Raw genomic sequence first — 16,601 nt, forward strand, 5'->3', positions numbered from 1 at the left:
AGCACTTAATCTGAGAATTTCCTAAAACCATCTAAAATGTAAAAAATTTTCAGACTGAGCATATGCCATGCAACCTCATCAATTTCACATTCAACGCATCGACCATACGGGGTTGGTGGCCGGTATGTGCAAAGAGCTCGGGATCGCTAACCTCTTGGATTCTCTGGTTCCCAACCAATCTGAAACCAGAAAGATTTCCTTCGGAGAAACCGTTGTCTCAATGCTGCTTAACGGACTGGGCTTCACTGCTCGCACACTCCACATGTTCCCTGAGTTTCACGCCGACAAACCACTGGATAAACTTATTCGGCCGGGTATAGAGCCGGAACATATCAACGAAAGTGTACTCGGCAGAGCCTTGGATCAAATTTTTGAACTGGGTGTAAGTGAGGTCTATTTATCACTGGCTGTCAAGGCCGTTAATGTCTTGAAACTGCCGTGTAATGCTCTGAATCTTGATTCAACCAGCTTTCATGTGGACGGTCGTTATAACAGTGAGTCTGAAGTCGATGAAGAAGATCTGAACTGCATTAAAATCTGTCGTGGATACAGCAGAGATCACCGACCTGAATTAAATCAGGCGATACTGCTCCTAATGACTGAAAATCAGGCGGGTATTCCCGTATTCATGGCCGCATCCAGTGGCAATATAAACGACAACACTAATTTTAAAAAAGTCATCAGCAAGCATTTGAAATGCTACAAAGAGGCGCTGAATAATCGTTACCTGATCGGCGATGCTGCACTTTATACAACAGACAATGTACAGATATTGCATCAGCAAAAGCAACAGTTCATCACCCGGGTTCCGGCTAAAATAAAATCCGCAAGAGAGCTTGTGGACAGTGTCGCTTCTTGTGCGATGACACCGGTTGAAGATGCCGAAGGTTATGAGAGCTGCGAAGTACTGTCCGACTATGCGGATGTATCTCAACGGTGGGTTCTGATTCGCAGTGAACAGGCTCGGAAAAGCGAACAGAAAACACTGCTCAAAAAACTGTTGAAAAAGTCAGAAAAAGAAGCGGAAGCACTGACCAGCAAGCTGGCGAAGAAACCGTTCAAGTGTGAAACGGACGCATTGCGTGCGTTCAATGAGTGGCAATCAAAAAGCAATTATTGTCAGGCAGAACCTGTAATTACGACAAAACCATGCTATACCAAAGTGGGACGTCCGGAGAAAGACAGCAAACCAGATAGCGTGGAGTATTATGTCAGCGGTCATCCTTGGGTATCCGTTGACTGTCGTAAAGTAGCAGAGGCTTCCCTGGGGTGCTTTGTGTTGGCAACAAATGATCTGGACAGGAGCCGGCTAAGTTCAGCAGAAGTGTTGAGCACTTATAAATCACAGCAGTCGGTGGAGCGTGGATTTCGGTTTCTTAAAAGCCCTGAATTTCTGGTCTCCTCGCTGTTTTTAAAGAAGCCGGAACGTATAGAAGCGTTGCTTATGGTGATGACGCTTTGCCTGTTAGTCTACGCAGCGATACAGCATCGAATCAGGCATGAATTAAAGCGTCAGAGTAGGTTCTTTCCGGATATGAAGCGAAAGCCCTATCAGAATCCGACTGCACGCTGGGTATTTTTTTGCTTTCAGGGAATTAATGTTTTATTGGTCGATGGTCATGAAAAACATGTCGTTGGCTTGCAGGAGAGGCAATTAACCATCATTTCAATTCTTGGTCGACCGTACCAAGAGATTTATTCCTGATATAGGTGCTGAATGACGGGTGAAACACTGGCTGCTATGGATTTATTCCGATACCCGTCGTCATCACCATCCCGCCCTAAAGTAGAATCCGTATGGTCGTAGCCTGCTGTTTCAAAAAATTTACCACTGATATCAAAGCGGGTTCCATCGACTTCTCCACCGTACTTCAAGCCTAATTCGCTAGTACCACGACTCCCTGCCCCGGCTTTAACCTGAAAGAGGGGCTTACCTTTACCTTTGCGAGTAAAAATTTGAATAACACCACCCACCGCATCCGCCCCATAAAGGCTGGAACGCGGGCCGCGCACAATCTCAATGCGTTCAATCTGGTCAGGATCAATGTATTCCAACGGGGCTTCATTACCGTTTGGAGAGTTGAATCGGTGACCATCAATCAAAACCAGTGTTTGTGCGGTTCGTGTGCCTCGTAACATTACGCCTGCTTTACTACCCAGCCCTCCATTAGTCGCTATCTGCAAACCGGGTGTACGTTGCAGGAGTTCAGTCACTGAACTCGCCTGGCTCCTCTCAATCTCCTCACGGGTAATCACCGTCACCGGTGCCAGCGCCTGATCGACGGTCTGAGCGGTTCGCGAAGCAGTGACCACCACATCATCCAGACGATACACATCGTCAGCAGCGACGGAAGTATTAACAAAACCGGCTATAGCCACCCCAATGGCTGCCTGCAATTTATACGACATTTATTGTTTTCCTTGTGCTGTGCTGTTTTCAGCGTTCGACACAGGTGTCAGCTCAGACTTTTTCTTGAAAGCCCTGACATCCTGTAATTGTTGACAAAGAACTTCGGCACCCTTCAGGACTCTGGGGCTTGCACGGGTAATCAGGTCGCCGGGAATTGTGAACAGAAAGCCATTTTTGACGGCTTTTATCTGCGGGTATTTTTGCCAGCGACTTTGGATGTCGTGTCCGCCCTGCACATTTTTCGAGCTGACGATGGCATCGGGATTTTGTGCCAGCACCGCCTCGATGCCCACCTTGGGAACCCTGGGGCGAGCCGTGGCAAAAACATTGACGCCTCCGCATAACTCAATCACCTGACTGATAATCTGATCACCATTGACCGTCATCAACGGGTTATTCCAGATTTCAAAAAACACATTCACAGGCTCAGCGTCGCTGAACTGTTTTCTGATCGACTCATACTGTTTATAGAAGACATCGGCATTCTTTTCAGCCACAGCCTCTGTGCCCATGATTTTCCCCATGCGTCGTATAACCGACGCAATACCATCAAAATCAATGGGGTCAGCATAGAAGACATTCAGTCCGATGTTTTCCAGCTGAGCAGATAACCGTGAATCATTGCCTCCTGACCAGATCATCACCAGGTCAGGCTTCTTTGACAGAATCGCCTCAACACTGGTGTTCGGATAACCACCCACTCTGGGCAGTGCCTGGACAGCCTCCGGGTAGTCACTGTGATCATCAACGGCTATCACTTTTTCGCCACCACCAGCAGCATACACCAGTTCTGTGACACTTGGGGCCAGAGAGATGATGCGCTGTATGGGTTTGTCAGTACACACTTGCCGGCTCAGGTCATCCTGAACACAGCGGGGCGATTCTGCCGCAGAAACCTGATCGGTAAAACCAGTGACTGAAAGAAGAGATAAAGCCAGAAAGAAAGCAATGCGTTTCATGACTTCCCTGAGGTTGGTCGAAGTTACTTCCCCCGTCTTTCAGGGGGCGCACATCATAACGAAACTATGGTTTTTATGCACCGGGGTTTTTATGCACCGGGGTTTTTATGCACCGGGGTTTTTATGCACCGGGAAAAATTTATAGTTTGCTTTTAGGTGACGCCTGCCATAACACTTCCCCGTCATTCTGCCTCGCACAATGCCGGGACAATACATACATCACATCAGACAAACGATTCAGGTAAGTCAGCAAGGGGGCATTAATCTCTACACCAGACTCCTGCAGTCGTACAACACAGCGCTCTGACCGCCGGGCAACAGTTCGAACCATGTGACAATGACAGGCCGTTGTGCCACCACCAGGCAGAGTAAAATTGGTTAGTGGCGGTAAAGGTCCATTCAATTCATCGATCAGGCGTTCCAGGGCTTTGGTGTGTTCTTCCTGTATCAGCTGATAGCCGGGCATCGCCAGTTCGCCCCCCACATCAAACAGTCGGTGCAGAATCTGCTCAATGGTCGACAACTGCTCCGCTGTCACATCGCCACCGGGTCTTAAGCTGTTTAACAACATACCCATCCAGCTGTTCAGCTCATCCACTGTGCCTATGGCTTCAAAGCGCGCATCGCTTTTGGAAAATACCTGCCCATCGCCCAGTCTGCTGGTGCCTTTGTCGCCAGTGCGGGTATAAATTCGGGTTAAGCGATAGCCTTGTTTTTTATCAGTCATTGTCTAACCCCGTACGAAAGTCCCTGATCCAGATGAAAGAACATTCTATGCCTGTTAGCGGGGGTGGCAAAAGACAAAACCCTGTTTTTCCTTCAGTGGCGCAGACTGGGAAGAGCATAAATACCTGCTTTTTCCCAACCTGCAAACCACTCACCTCAGGGAGATATTACTTCAGAGCGTCCAGCAACGTTGGTACCACATCCATGAAGATCATGGCTACAGTGCGAGTCGCCTGCATTTCGTCCTGCCCACCCGTGGTGGCAACAACGATGCCTGTTGATGGTTCGCCAACCACTACCTGACCGTGGATACCAACAAATGTCATGAAACGATGGTCGCCTACATTAAGAACGCGAATCTGATCTTTGTACCAGGCGTCAGCCAGCAGCTTAGCGAATCCGTCATGTTTCCATGCGCTCTTCACTTCATCGTTACCGTTCATCAGGTTGTCGATGAACGCTTTGGAAACAATCTGCTCACCTTTACGGTTCTTACCGCCGTTGACCATAACGTCCATCATGATAGCTACGTCACGGGTGGTCGCGTTCAGGCCACCAGAGCCAACCCCTTCACCCTGAGAGTTGGATTGCAGGTAAGCGTTATTCTCAAAACCAACACGTTGCCAGAGCTTTTCTTCCATCGCCTCAGCCAGAGACTTGCCAGTGACACGAGTAATCAGCATACCCAGCATTTCAGTGTTAGCACACTGATAATCAAACGCCTCACCGGTTTCTACATCGGTGCGCTTACCAAGGGATTTACCAAAGTCGAGAACAGACTTCAGTTCCGGATAATTGTTCTTGCCATTCCACTCCTGAACATTGGTCATACGTTCATCCCAAATTTTGCCCGGCGTAAACTCGATCTTGATGCCGGAACGCATATCCGCCACCTGTTGTACGGTCGCTACTGCGTAAGCCGGTGATGCTTTCAGCTCAGGAAGATATTGGGTGATCGGCGCATTCATATCCACCAGCCCTTCATCAACCAGTGTCTGCAAAGTCAGCATGGTGAAAGACTTGGTCACACTCATCATCAGGTGGGTATGGTCTTTGTTCATACCAGACCAGTAGTATTCATCAACCAGCTCGCCATTCTTCAGCAGAACCAGTGACTCCATGTTCAGGCGGTCACGCAGAATAACGGACAGTGGATGTTCACCGTCTACGTCAGTGGCACTGACAGAGTCCAGGTCGAAGCCTTTTGCTTTACCCAGATCATGAGTCCAGTCGCCTTTGGACATTTCTACGCTATGGGTGAACTTGTAAGCATTCTTCATGGTCACTTTGGCAGAGCGACCACTGTCCCAGTTCTCCTGGGTAATTCCAACCATTGCCGCATTGTTAATAAACTCTGCATCGGGTTTATGAAACGTTGTCGCCTGTGCGCCAACGGCTGTGGTCAATGCAATAAGGGTAGAAATTACTGTCTTTTTCATACCTGACTTCCTTTTTTACTGCTTACTCCGGAACGTCACTATTTACAGGCCATAGTGCGATCAGCATCAGAGCGATCACATTATGGCTATTAGTGAGTTGGGGATTCGGAGGATATTACTAAATGGAATCAGGCACAATGTCGTAATTATTCAGAACTGCAAGCAGCAAGACAGCCCTGCTGCATGCCTTGATTTATGCTCCTGATGGAAGGCCTCCACGCTTCAGCCAAATATTGGTGATTTGGGTAGTGGGGCAAGGATTACCTACTACCAACCTTTTCATGCTTCGGGGTAGCCAGTTACCGGCCAGGAACGCGTACTATAGGACGATCAACCCACGGCTCATTAATTTGTCCAGTAGCCTCGAGATAAACATACGCAGCTCCTCCCGTATCCTCATAATCAACCATTTTGTCCGCAGGCAGCAAATGTTTAACAGGCGGAAGGAAATTAATTTCATGTAAAAAAGAATCTGGCCTGTAATGGCCACTATTATTATCCCAGGCAAACATGCTGTCATTCTCAAGGACTACCTGTCCTGCGTACAAAACCGGACTGTTGCGGGTGATAGACGTGTGCCCCATTAGAAGCTCAGGAGAATAATCCATTGTGTTGACCTCATCAATGGTGCGCTGGATAATTTGCTGAACGCAGAATACCTTAGTGGGATATGATGGAAGAACCACAAAAATAAATACTTCGGGGCGGGTTACATGGAGTATTTTGTCATCACAAGTTCTTCGTAAATAATAGGTTTCTCCAGATCGACATAATTCGCATAGATACTGTTTAGGTGCGGTTCTATACAATGTCCTGGCGCCATTTATTATCATATTCGGACAGCCACTTTCTATTATGAAAAGTTGAGAGCGAAAGTTCAAAACTTGTTCAAGTGTTAACACTCTAAACGCCTCCCGGGAAGACACTGGCGTCAGTCCTCCCTCATAAAAGTTTATGCCAAATGTAATCTCATGCGGAACTCCAGAAACGTCAAAACCTTAGCCGATGCCAGACAAATCGTTGAAGAACGCAAACCTCGAGTAATGACTATTGGCCTGCTGCTTTGTGACGATGTACAGACTCAGTTTCAATCAGAACACGGGCATTACCCTGATATGTTTCAAGCCCTGCTTGAGCAACATGACCCGACTCTGCAAATCACCACCTATCGTGCGCTTGACGGGCAGCTGCCTGAAAATACAAACGACTGCGATGGCTGGATCATCTCTGGTAGCCGCCATAGCGTTAACGACCCTTTTCCATGGATTTCAGCCCTGGAAGCCTTCGTAAAGCAACTCTACACTGACGGGCAAAAAACAGTCGGCATCTGCTTTGGGCATCAACTGATGGCGAAAGCACTGGGCGGAACAGTCGCCGAATCGGACAAAGGCTGGGGAATTGGCGTATCTGTAAATACATTATTGCAGCAGCCTGACTGGATGCATCCCGCACCTGAATCGCCGGGTACCCTGAGACTGCTGGTCAGCCATCAGGAGCAGGTCAGGTATTTACCAGAATCGGCAAGCCTTCTGGCATCCAGTGACTTCTGCCCTTATTACATGGTGACCTACAGCGATCACTTTCTGAGTATCCAGGGACACCCGGAATTCACGAAAGCTTATATGGAAGCCTTGATTCACAGCCGAAAAAAGGTAATGCCCCGCTCTGTCACACAAAAAGGTATTGAATCCATTAAGCAGCCTGTCGACAGCTCGGTTACTGGACAGTGGCTACTGAATTATCTGGGCGTTTCCTGAGCACTACCTGAACACTACTTTCAGGCTGAAAAACTCGCAGCTTAACCGAGCCAATAACGTCTGGTCGCTGATTCTTTTTCATATTAGAGAAGACCTGGAATGGTAATGTAGCCATTTTGAACTATGCTTTCTGACCTTATATTCAACTTATGAACAATTCAGAGGACAGGCTGATCCGTGAAGTACACTCTTGCATTTTGCCACTACTCTTACACTTATGTTCTGATAGCAATTTTTCTTATAGCTTTTTTTTTGGCACCTATGTCTGAAGCTGCTTCAGTTAATCGCATGTTTAATATTTATAAACTCAACTCTGTTGACAGTAACTTATTTAAAGGTAAAGGAAAAAAGAAATCACAAAAGCAAAATAAGTCTAAACATAAAAAAAATGAAGTTACTGCAATTAACGGCAATGATTCAGTTATTCAGGAAATCAGGCCCGTCTTCCAGAACCAATATCTTTTAACTGAAAACAGGGTAGACCAGGATCATTCTGAATTACGGATACGTACAATTCCAGAGGCTCAGGCTGGACAGAGAGAATGCTGGAGCAATCATTTAATCGCTTCACTGACATCCCACAGAAACTATCTGCTATATAACATTCCTACTGTTAATGGAGAAGATTTACCTCTGCAGAATTCAGTCCTTAGCCATCATTTTAGTGACCTTATTTTATCTTACTCCCCTTCTACTGAAATCCTGAGGAATGATAACACTGGAGAATCGCAACCAATATCACCCCGGTATGTTAGCAGGGAACCGGGGATTAACCCTGTACCTTCCATAGACCCATTGCTGGATGCTCTGGTTTATATACAAAGTCGATTGGGTGACCCATATCAACAGAGGCACTCTGTGACAGACATTATGCGTCACGCTCAACAGTACATGCGTGGCTTATCGGATTATGCAAACCGGATATTGAACATTGATCATCGTTTTCAGGTTTATGCCCTGACCGGTACGCGATCTTCTGAATCATCGGCTTCTGATCCCCTGGACAGGTTTAACCTGAATGAACCCTCCAACCGCACGGCAGGTCCTGCATTACTTGGCTTTGTTATTTTGCGGTCTGATGAATCAGGATCGATTACTGACAGTTATTTACTGGAACTGGCTTTTGACACCGGAAATGCCAATGAACCTACCTTCAGGCAAAGAACCAATTATGGTGACAACGATAATCAAGCTGTTGTAGAAACTTTTAATAACCCATTATGCCTGAGGAGTAGTACTACCAGCGAAAGTCATAGCCCAATCCTCAGCCTGGACAGTCCTGATCTGGAGTCTGCCGTTAGAGACTTCATTCGTGACAATAGTCACCGCGGCTCAAGAAGAAGTAGTGATTCCCGATCTCGATCCAGCTCGATGGCCTCCAGCTCAAGTGGGGGAAGCTATTATAGTGGAGACTATGAAGTACCTGTTGGTAGCAACTTTATTCAAAGAGAGGGTTCCATTTCACAACCCATTAATATTCCAGCGCGAACCGGTGATAACCCCAATCGTAATGCTCGACGTAAAGAAAATTATGGCCAATGGTCTGCCAGCAGCAGTGCGCATTCCTCTCTACCTGACGGGCATTATGATTATGCCTACGGTTTCCTGCCAGAAGGGACTTTTCAGGACACCCGTTCGGGATCTACAACGGAAAACCTCTATTCAGAAGTTTCCGACCAGAATCAGGAGGCATCGGGCAAAAGAAAAAAAGAAAAGTGGCCTGGTATTCTGAATAGGTTGCAAAAGGCAAACAAAGCCGATACCAAAGCGGCAAACAAAAAAACCACCTGGCATTTGCGCAACCCAAGATCCCCTTTACCAATGCCTCCCGTACCCACTCCAGACCAGCTATCAGCAGAGCTTCCCATCCCCGCCTGCCAGAGAAGGTCTGAATCGGACTGCATCTTGTACGAGCCTGCAGCCCCGGCTGGCAATGGCACTGAACAACAACAAAATCCAAATCCGCCTGCAGTAAACGGTCAGGAGAATCTATATGATCCCGTAATTATTGTTGATACTCAGTGGCAGTAAACAACAGTCAGTCTGAAAAGCACCAAAACCTGTTATGATAAAAGGCTTTTAACCCTATGGATAAGTCACACCAACACAGGCATGAATCGCTTTATCTACTCTGCACTTCTCTATCTGGCGACGCCTCTGGTCATGCTGAGGCTCTTTCTTCGTGCCCGAAAAGCCCCGGCGTACCGTCAGCGATGGAGAGAACGGTTTGGTTTTTTTCCCGGTTTGCCAGAAGATAAACCGACTATCTGGGTACATTCGGTATCGGTTGGTGAGACCATTGCCAGCGCGCCACTGGTCAGGGAACTGCTGGAACGTTATTCACAGCATCGGATTCTGATCACCACCATGACACCTACGGGCTCAGACCGTGTGAAAGCTCTTTACGGCGATCTGCTGGGTCACCGGGTTGAGCATGTCTACTGCCCCTACGACCTGCCCGATGTACAGAATCGGTTTCTGAACAGGGTAAAGCCGGAGCTGGCACTGATTATTGATACCGAGCTATGGCCTAACACCATTGCAGCCTGCCACAAACGCAATATTCCGCTCATCATCGTCAATGCGCGACTGTCAGAACGATCAGCCAGAGGCTACGCCCGCCTGAAAGGACTGGTCAGGAATATGCTCAAACAGATAACCACGGTCGCTTGTCAGAATAAAGACGATGGAGATCGTTTTATTCGTTTGGGCCTGCCACCACAAAAACTGACCATTACCGGCAGTGTCAAGTTTGATCTTTCTGTCAGTCCGGAATTAACGGAGCATGGAAGACACTTAAAAAACCGCTGGGAAGAAGGGTTAGGCTACGATCCCATCGTTATCACGGCAGCCAGTACCCATGAAGGTGAGGATCAACAGATTCTTGAGGCTTTCAGCAGTCTGCGAAAACAACACGACAACTTGCTTCTGGTACTGGTACCCAGGCACCCTGAACGCTTTACTTCCGTTTACGAGCTGATTAAAAGCAATCAGTACAACGTTGTTCGACACAGCGAGAAGCAGCCTTTGAGACCATCCACTCAGGTGGTACTGGGCGATACGATGGGTGAAGTGATGACATTCCTTGCTGCGTCCGACATCGCGTTTATTGGTGGTTCATTGATTGAGCATGGCGGTCACAATATGCTGGAACCGGCAGTGCTGGGGCTCCCGGTTCTGTCGGGCAGACATGTGTTTAATTTTCAGGACATCAGTGACTCCCTGATCAGGGCTGGCGGTATGCAGCTGGTCGACTCTCCAAAACAGTTGGCTGAAGCCATTGCCCGGCTCATTACCGACAAACCGCACTATAAGGAGATGAGCCAGAACGCTGCCCGCTTTGTCGCCTCTAACCGTGGCGCACTGGAAAAAACGTTAAGTCTGATTAATCATCAACTACCTGTCAGTGACGTTTCGGATCACATCGATTAATGAATAAACAAAAGCGTACCGAAATTTTTACCCGTTTAAGGGATCAGAACCCAAACCCGACCACTGAGTTAAACTACAGCTCACCGTTTGAGTTGCTGATTGCCGTCATCCTGTCGGCACAGGCCACCGATGTTGGCGTCAACAAAGCCACCGACAGGCTCTACCCGGTGGCGAATACGCCGCAGGCGATTCTGGATCTTGGGCTGGAGGGATTGAAAAGCTATGTAAAAACCATTGGCCTGTATAACGCCAAAGCTGAAAACATTATCAAGACCTGTGAGATGCTGCTGACACTGCACAATGGTGAAGTTCCCGATAACCGCGAAGCCCTGGAAGCACTGCCCGGCGTTGGCAGAAAAACCGCCAACGTCGTCCTCAACACCGCATTCGGACAACCGACCATGGCGGTCGATACCCATATTTTCCGGGTCTCCAACCGCACCGGCATTGCTCCCGGAAAAAATGTGCTGGAGGTTGAAAAGCGACTGCTGAGGCTGGTGCCAAAAGAGTTTCTGGTGGACGCCCACCACTGGCTGATCCTTCACGGTCGTTATGTCTGCAAAGCCCGAAAGCCCCAATGTGGCAGCTGTATTATTGAAGACCTCTGCGAATTCTCTCCATCAAAAAAAAATGTAAAGAAAAAGAAGTAAAAAACCTCAATATTACTCAAAGACTCTAGATGAGTCTTTTTTTTGCCTTTACAAAAGTCACGAAAGTGTTCGCAAACAGGTCAAGAAACAAAACTAGTGTCGTTTATTCGGATATGGGCAGGTCATATGCATCATTCGATCCTATAATGCAAAGCTATATCTTTACGTAAGTACAGAGCTGCCTGACCATTTTATGGCTCAGGCCGTGTTTCTCTTCGACAGGTAAACCCCGCTATGAAAGCTCACATCGCCTTCATCCTGGCAATACTTATCTATCACACCTCAGCTTACGCTGAATATTATTTATACTTCATGAATAATACTTATGGCGAGATAACCCTGCGCAACACCTGTGACCATCGATTAGACAGCCCGTACTGTAGAGCTCTCAACACTGGCAAGCTCGATGCCTTCAAGCGGGTTGAGAGCCATTCAATAAACTATGACTCTGGAATTGACGAAGGTGAGGACTACACCCTGAAAAGCTTCTTTTCAATACCAGGTAGCGAAAATACAGCGGACAATAATTATTTCTCCACGACATTCCATGGTGATTTCTGGGGTAGCCATATCACCGAAGTCAGCGTTTATGTTGATGGAATCCAGCACGTACTGCTTAACAAGAGTTCAGATAACAAGAGTTCAGGTAACAAGAGTTCAGGTAACAAGAGTTCAGGTAACAAGAGTTCAGGTAACAAGAGTTCAGGTAACAAGAGTTCAGGTAATGAGGTTTTACCCGATGAAGTTGGTTCTGTAGCGATTCGTCATTCTGATGGAAACACCTACACTTTTTACGTTAACGCTCAGAAAGATATGGCTTCGATACAGACAATCGACCACCTGTTTTACGCCATTGATAAAAAGCCCACGCTCCTGTCATCGGAAAGTGATAATGAACTGACTGTGATCACCTACAACATTAAAGCTTTTCCAGACTATATTGGCCTGGTCCTGGACTTGAATAAAGTGGATTCAAGAGTCCGTTACCTGTCTCAGGCAGACGCTTTGAGAAAGGCCGATGTTCTGGTGTTTCAGGAGGCCTGGGATAGCTATAGCCGCGATACACTGAAAAAAAAGCTTCATGATATATATCCTCACAGCTACGATCCAATACCAGAAAGCTACCATCTAAGGCCTTTAGGCAGTGGCTTGCTGGCTTTAAGCCGATACCCAATCACAAACACCACCTTTGTTAATTACCAGGATTACCAGGACCTGCAAGGTGATGATGATTATTCCAACAAAGGCGCAGCGTACTTTAAAATAGATAAAAATGGTAAAGCTTATAATCTTATTACCACGCATGCACAGGCAGGCGGTGGTAATAACTCTATAGCCGCCAGACGAGAAGAGTTCAGAATAATCAAGAGGGAAATCATAGACAGTAAGGCACTGGCTATACCCAATCATGAACCCTTATTAGTTCTTGGTGATTTCAACACCGACTTTTACGATAAAAAGCAGTTTGGCCACCTGCAATCAATTCTTAACCTGAACTCAGAAAACGTGTTGAACAACCTGTTCAAGACACCAAAATTCAGCGCCGACTCAGACTTGAACCTGATGATAGCCCCCGAAGACCGCTCACATTCAATACTCGATATGGTATTGCCTGTGAAAGACTTCTTACAACCAGTAAGCAGCCTCTCTCAAATAACCCCGCTCAGGGCATTAGACGACAATCGTATGTATCAACGATCCTATAATGCGAAGCTCTATCATTACGGAAATGTTGAGTTATCTGATCATTTTATGGTTCAGGCGAAATTTACTTTCGCTGAATAACCAAACGCTAAAAACCAGCCTGCACAGTCTTATGCTGTTGTGTCTGCTGATTGCAGGCGTGAGCGCCCGGACCCTGGGAGCAGATTGAGTAGCTTCCACAATAAACATGGAACCAGTGCTACAATCGACGCTTAATAAATCATAAAGACTGAAGAATCTGCATGACTTCTGAAACCCTGAAACTCGCCATGGATTTGATCAGCCGTGCTTCCGTCACACCGGAAGATAAAGGCTGTCAGGAACTGATGATCAGCCGGCTGGAACCTTTAGGGTTCAAAGTAGAGCGATTACGCTTTGGCGAGGTGGATAATATCTGGCTGCGCAAAGGCGACACTGGCCCTGTACTCGCCTTTGCCGGCCATACCGATGTGGTTCCCACAGGTTCTGAAGACAAATGGGGCAATCCACCCTTTTCCCCCATCATTGACGACGAAGGCATGCTGCACGGTCGTGGTGCTGCCGATATGAAAGGCAGCCTTGCCGCTATGGTCACTGCCTGTGAAGCATTTCTTCAGGAATCTCCCGACCACGAAGGTTCCATCGCTTTTCTGATCACCAGCGACGAAGAAGGGCCAGCGAAACACGGCACCGTCAAGGTAATTGAGCATCTGGAAGCCCGTCACGAAAAAATTGACTGGTGTATCGTTGGGGAACCTTCCAGTACCAGTCTGGTTGGTGATGTAATTAAAAACGGTCGTCGCGGCTCCATGCACGGTCATCTGGTGATCAAGGGTATTCAGGGACACGTGGCTTATCCGCACCTGGCCAGAAATCCGGTACATGAAGTAGCATTGGCACTGTCTGAGCTGACTGGCGAAGTCTGGGACAATGGCAACGAGTACTTTCCGCCCACCAGTTTCCAGATCTGGCATATTCAGGCGGGTGAAGGTGCCAGCAATGTTATTCCGGGCAAATGCGAGGTAAACTTCAACTTCCGCTTTTCCCCGGAAGTCACTGCCGAACAGCTGCAACAACGCGTTCTGACCATTCTGGACGCCCACAAACTGAGCTATGACATTGAATGGCATATCAGTGGACAACCGTTCCTGACCCAACCCGGCGCCCTGGTTAATGCCACCCGTGAAGCTATCAGGGCGATTACCGGCAGGGCTACCGAGCTGTCGACTTCCGGCGGAACATCCGATGGTCGATTTATTGCGCCAACAGGTACTCAGGTCGTTGAGCTGGGACCTGTGAACGCCACCATTCACAAAGTCAATGAGTGTGTTAAAGCGTCTGACCTTGATGATCTGAGCCAGATTTATCAGGGCATTCTGACCCACTTGCTGACCGATAAGCATTAACTGCTGACAACTGATATGACAACGCCTGATACGATTCAAGACATCGAAATTTACGCCAAAAACCTCAAGCTGGCTGATATTCAGAGCTGGCTTGAAAGCTGTTTTTCTTCCATTGAAACCGTGCAGAGCGGTAAGGTGATTCACGATTTCGTCCTGAACGGGCATATTCCCCTGATGATCGTCGAGAATGCTGTGGGCAAAGCCTGGACCAGCATCTGGTTCAAATCACCTCAAACACCCTGGTCTGATGACCGGGAGTGCGCCCGAAGCCTGCAGGCGTTTGCCCGGTGTCGGGTTCGTGCCAATGCGGCACCCTGGTCAGATGGTGAAGATATGGATGAGTGGTGGCAGATCACAGAGTCCGGAGAAGAGGGCACCCTGTCCTGGCCGAATGCCGGGTAAATACATAATACAAACTGCTATGAGGGGGAAAAGCGGCTTTCTTCACCACCGGTGATGAAAATTATATTTCTATAGAGAAAAAACTGACTACACTTCCAGCTTCCTGAAAGCTCTGTCATACAAATAGCAGAAAGGAGCTGAAAGTGTTAAATGGAAAAATACCTGGTTTCCGAAGCTGTTTAATTCTGCTGTTGGCGCTTTTCTGTCCGTTCTTTCAGCCTTTGCTTTTTGCAGAGCTATCTACGACCACTGCTGTCCCTCACCTGCCCTTCAATCGTATTGAAGCTTCATGTCTGACAACAACATTGCCACCTGAACTCACTGACCAAAAGCTGTCCACCCTCTTTTCTCATTACCCGTTTCATATTGAAGACCAGGGATTCGGTTACACACTTCATAAGTGCAGATTTCACTTTTATTTTCCGGGGGTCAGAAGTGCTGTTGCCACGATTCCGTCTTCTGGCTTGCTCTCTGGCGAAAGCTATTCAGCGACGTGGCAGACGATCAGGCAGGTTTCATTGATGTTGATGACTTGGGTGTTTTACCAGAAGCCATCCCGAATGGATCAGTCGGATCAGGAAACCCTGTTGTTTCCCGAATATGAGCAGACCGCTGTCACCCAGCCTACTGACATGACCACTCAGCACCCGCCAGGCCACGCCTATTGCTATTCCGGCGAATCAGACTCAACCTGCCCTGCCGGCCATTGCCCACTGGTATCTCTGTGCCTCAGACACCCCTGTCATCACGATGACGGTGACGATAATGACCCGACCTCTGACCACACCTATAATCCGACAGAATATTGCCCCAAATGCGGTACGACGCCTTGCCAGAAAGCCTACCCCGACAACTGGGGTACCTTGCTTGATTTTGATTATGAATGGTTGTTCAAAGAAGAGGAGGAGGAGATTATTGATGTAGTGTCCATTCAGGCGCTTTCCACATCTGCTGATCTTAGTGTATCCACGCATTTTGAGCTTGAGTCACTGTTTTGCACAGAGGAAGAGTCTGGCAGTACTGAGTCCATGGACATACTTCCTGACTGTGAGTCATTCATAAATTTTGAAAGTAACCCTGTTGAATCAGCTTACGCCAGTGGAGAAACCAGCAGCAGTGAGGAACCCTGCGACAGTGAAGATACCAGCATCAGTGAAGATGCCAGCGACAGTGAAGATACCAGCGACAGTGAAGATACCAGCGACAGTGAAGATGCCAGCGACAGTGAAGATACCAGCGACAGTGAAGATGCCAGCGACAGTGAAGATACCCGGGACGATGATAACTATCGCCCCAGATTGCTTTTGCTCCCTTTTTTATGGCACCTCGTTGATAGCGGTGAACATCCGGATATTATTGAATGGTGCAATAAAGATACAGGGCTGTTCCGTATTCTCAGCACTCCCGGGTTGGTCAGGCTATGGAATATTAATAAAGGGTACAAGGGAAACAAGGTATCTTATGACAATCTGTCCAGAGCAATGCGCAATCTGCAGAGATGTAGTAAAGGACTTGTCCCCCTGAAAGAGCCGAAAATGTGTCATTTCCAGTTTGACTTGAAGCATCCGAAGGTTTCAAACCTACAGTCCCAGTCCCGCCAGGCATCACATCAAGACTAAAGTCAGAACAAACAGACATAAATGCATTTTCATGATAACTACCCACAAAGGAATTGATCTGCCACTTTGCGTCATCAAACACAATCAAGCTAAAATCACGCCATTTGCAAAGGTGTGC

General features: G+C 47.6%; 14 protein-coding genes. 9 read left to right on the top strand and 5 right to left on the bottom strand.

Features of this window, described 5'->3' with window-relative positions:
- The first annotated feature begins 67 nt into the window (after positions 1-67).
- Positions 68-1,705, top strand: coding sequence for an IS1634 family transposase (locus NX722_RS18795; RefSeq protein ID WP_262564376.1), 1,638 nt, complete (start codon positions 68-70; stop codon positions 1,703-1,705).
- Here NX722_RS18795 and NX722_RS18800 read toward each other — a convergent pair.
- The 5 genes from NX722_RS18800 to NX722_RS18820 form a co-directional block, all read right to left on the bottom strand.
- Positions 1,696-2,409, bottom strand: a complete 714-nt coding sequence (locus NX722_RS18800; RefSeq protein ID WP_262564377.1) for a TonB-dependent receptor — start codon at positions 2,407-2,409, stop codon at positions 1,696-1,698. The two genes, NX722_RS18795 and NX722_RS18800, sit on opposite strands and share 10 nt — an antisense overlap.
- Entirely contained in the window at positions 2,410-3,369 is a 960-nt protein-coding gene (locus tag NX722_RS18805; protein ID WP_262564378.1) for a cobalamin-binding protein, read from the bottom strand. It lies immediately after the preceding gene.
- Between the two features lie 139 nt (positions 3,370-3,508).
- Positions 3,509-4,096 (bottom strand): cob(I)yrinic acid a,c-diamide adenosyltransferase, encoded by a 588-nt coding sequence (locus NX722_RS18810; protein WP_262564379.1) that lies wholly within the window; start codon positions 4,094-4,096, stop codon positions 3,509-3,511.
- A gap of 166 nt (positions 4,097-4,262) precedes the next feature.
- Positions 4,263-5,534: a serine hydrolase domain-containing protein gene (locus NX722_RS18815; RefSeq protein ID WP_262564380.1), complete on the bottom strand. Its 1,272-nt coding sequence runs from the start codon at positions 5,532-5,534 to the stop codon at positions 4,263-4,265.
- Between the two features lie 299 nt (positions 5,535-5,833).
- Positions 5,834-6,436: a hypothetical protein gene (locus NX722_RS18820; protein ID WP_262564381.1), complete on the bottom strand. Its 603-nt coding sequence runs from the start codon at positions 6,434-6,436 to the stop codon at positions 5,834-5,836.
- Between the two features lie 69 nt (positions 6,437-6,505).
- Here NX722_RS18820 and NX722_RS18825 point away from each other — a divergent pair, with 69 nt between their 5' ends.
- The 8 genes from NX722_RS18825 to NX722_RS18860 all read left to right on the top strand — a co-directional run bounded on the left by NX722_RS18825 (position 6,506) and on the right by NX722_RS18860 (position 16,483).
- Positions 6,506-7,291 carry a type 1 glutamine amidotransferase gene (locus NX722_RS18825; protein WP_262564383.1) on the top strand — a complete coding sequence of 262 codons (786 nt, stop codon included), beginning with the start codon at positions 6,506-6,508 and terminating at the stop codon, positions 7,289-7,291.
- A gap of 870 nt (positions 7,292-8,161) precedes the next feature.
- Complete coding sequence (locus NX722_RS18830; protein WP_262564385.1) at positions 8,162-9,322, top strand: hypothetical protein; 1,161 nt, start codon at positions 8,162-8,164, stop codon at positions 9,320-9,322.
- Between the two features lie 81 nt (positions 9,323-9,403).
- Positions 9,404-10,723, top strand: a complete 1,320-nt coding sequence (gene waaA, locus NX722_RS18835; protein ID WP_262564387.1) for a lipid IV(A) 3-deoxy-D-manno-octulosonic acid transferase — start codon at positions 9,404-9,406, stop codon at positions 10,721-10,723.
- A complete protein-coding gene (gene nth / locus NX722_RS18840) occupies positions 10,723-11,373 on the top strand; it encodes an endonuclease III (protein ID WP_262564389.1) in 651 nt (216 codons plus the stop codon). The genes waaA and nth overlap by 1 nt, the downstream gene beginning before the upstream one ends.
- Before the next feature lie 234 nt (positions 11,374-11,607).
- Positions 11,608-13,158 carry an endonuclease/exonuclease/phosphatase family protein gene (locus NX722_RS18845; RefSeq protein WP_262564391.1) on the top strand — a complete coding sequence of 517 codons (1,551 nt, stop codon included), beginning with the start codon at positions 11,608-11,610 and terminating at the stop codon, positions 13,156-13,158.
- A 161-nt stretch (positions 13,159-13,319) separates the two neighbouring features.
- Positions 13,320-14,462: a succinyl-diaminopimelate desuccinylase gene (gene dapE / locus NX722_RS18850; RefSeq protein WP_262564393.1), complete on the top strand. Its 1,143-nt coding sequence runs from the start codon at positions 13,320-13,322 to the stop codon at positions 14,460-14,462.
- Positions 14,463-14,477: 15 nt separating this feature from the next.
- Positions 14,478-14,864, top strand: a complete 387-nt coding sequence (locus NX722_RS18855; protein WP_262564394.1) for a hypothetical protein — start codon at positions 14,478-14,480, stop codon at positions 14,862-14,864.
- A 521-nt stretch (positions 14,865-15,385) separates the two neighbouring features.
- A complete protein-coding gene (locus NX722_RS18860) occupies positions 15,386-16,483 on the top strand; it encodes an ETS domain-containing protein (RefSeq protein WP_262564395.1) in 1,098 nt (365 codons plus the stop codon).
- Positions 16,484-16,601: the final 118 nt, after the last annotated feature.

The sequence above is a fragment of the Endozoicomonas gorgoniicola genome, from assembly GCF_025562715.2.
GTDB lineage: Bacteria > Pseudomonadota > Gammaproteobacteria > Pseudomonadales > Endozoicomonadaceae > Endozoicomonas_A > Endozoicomonas_A gorgoniicola.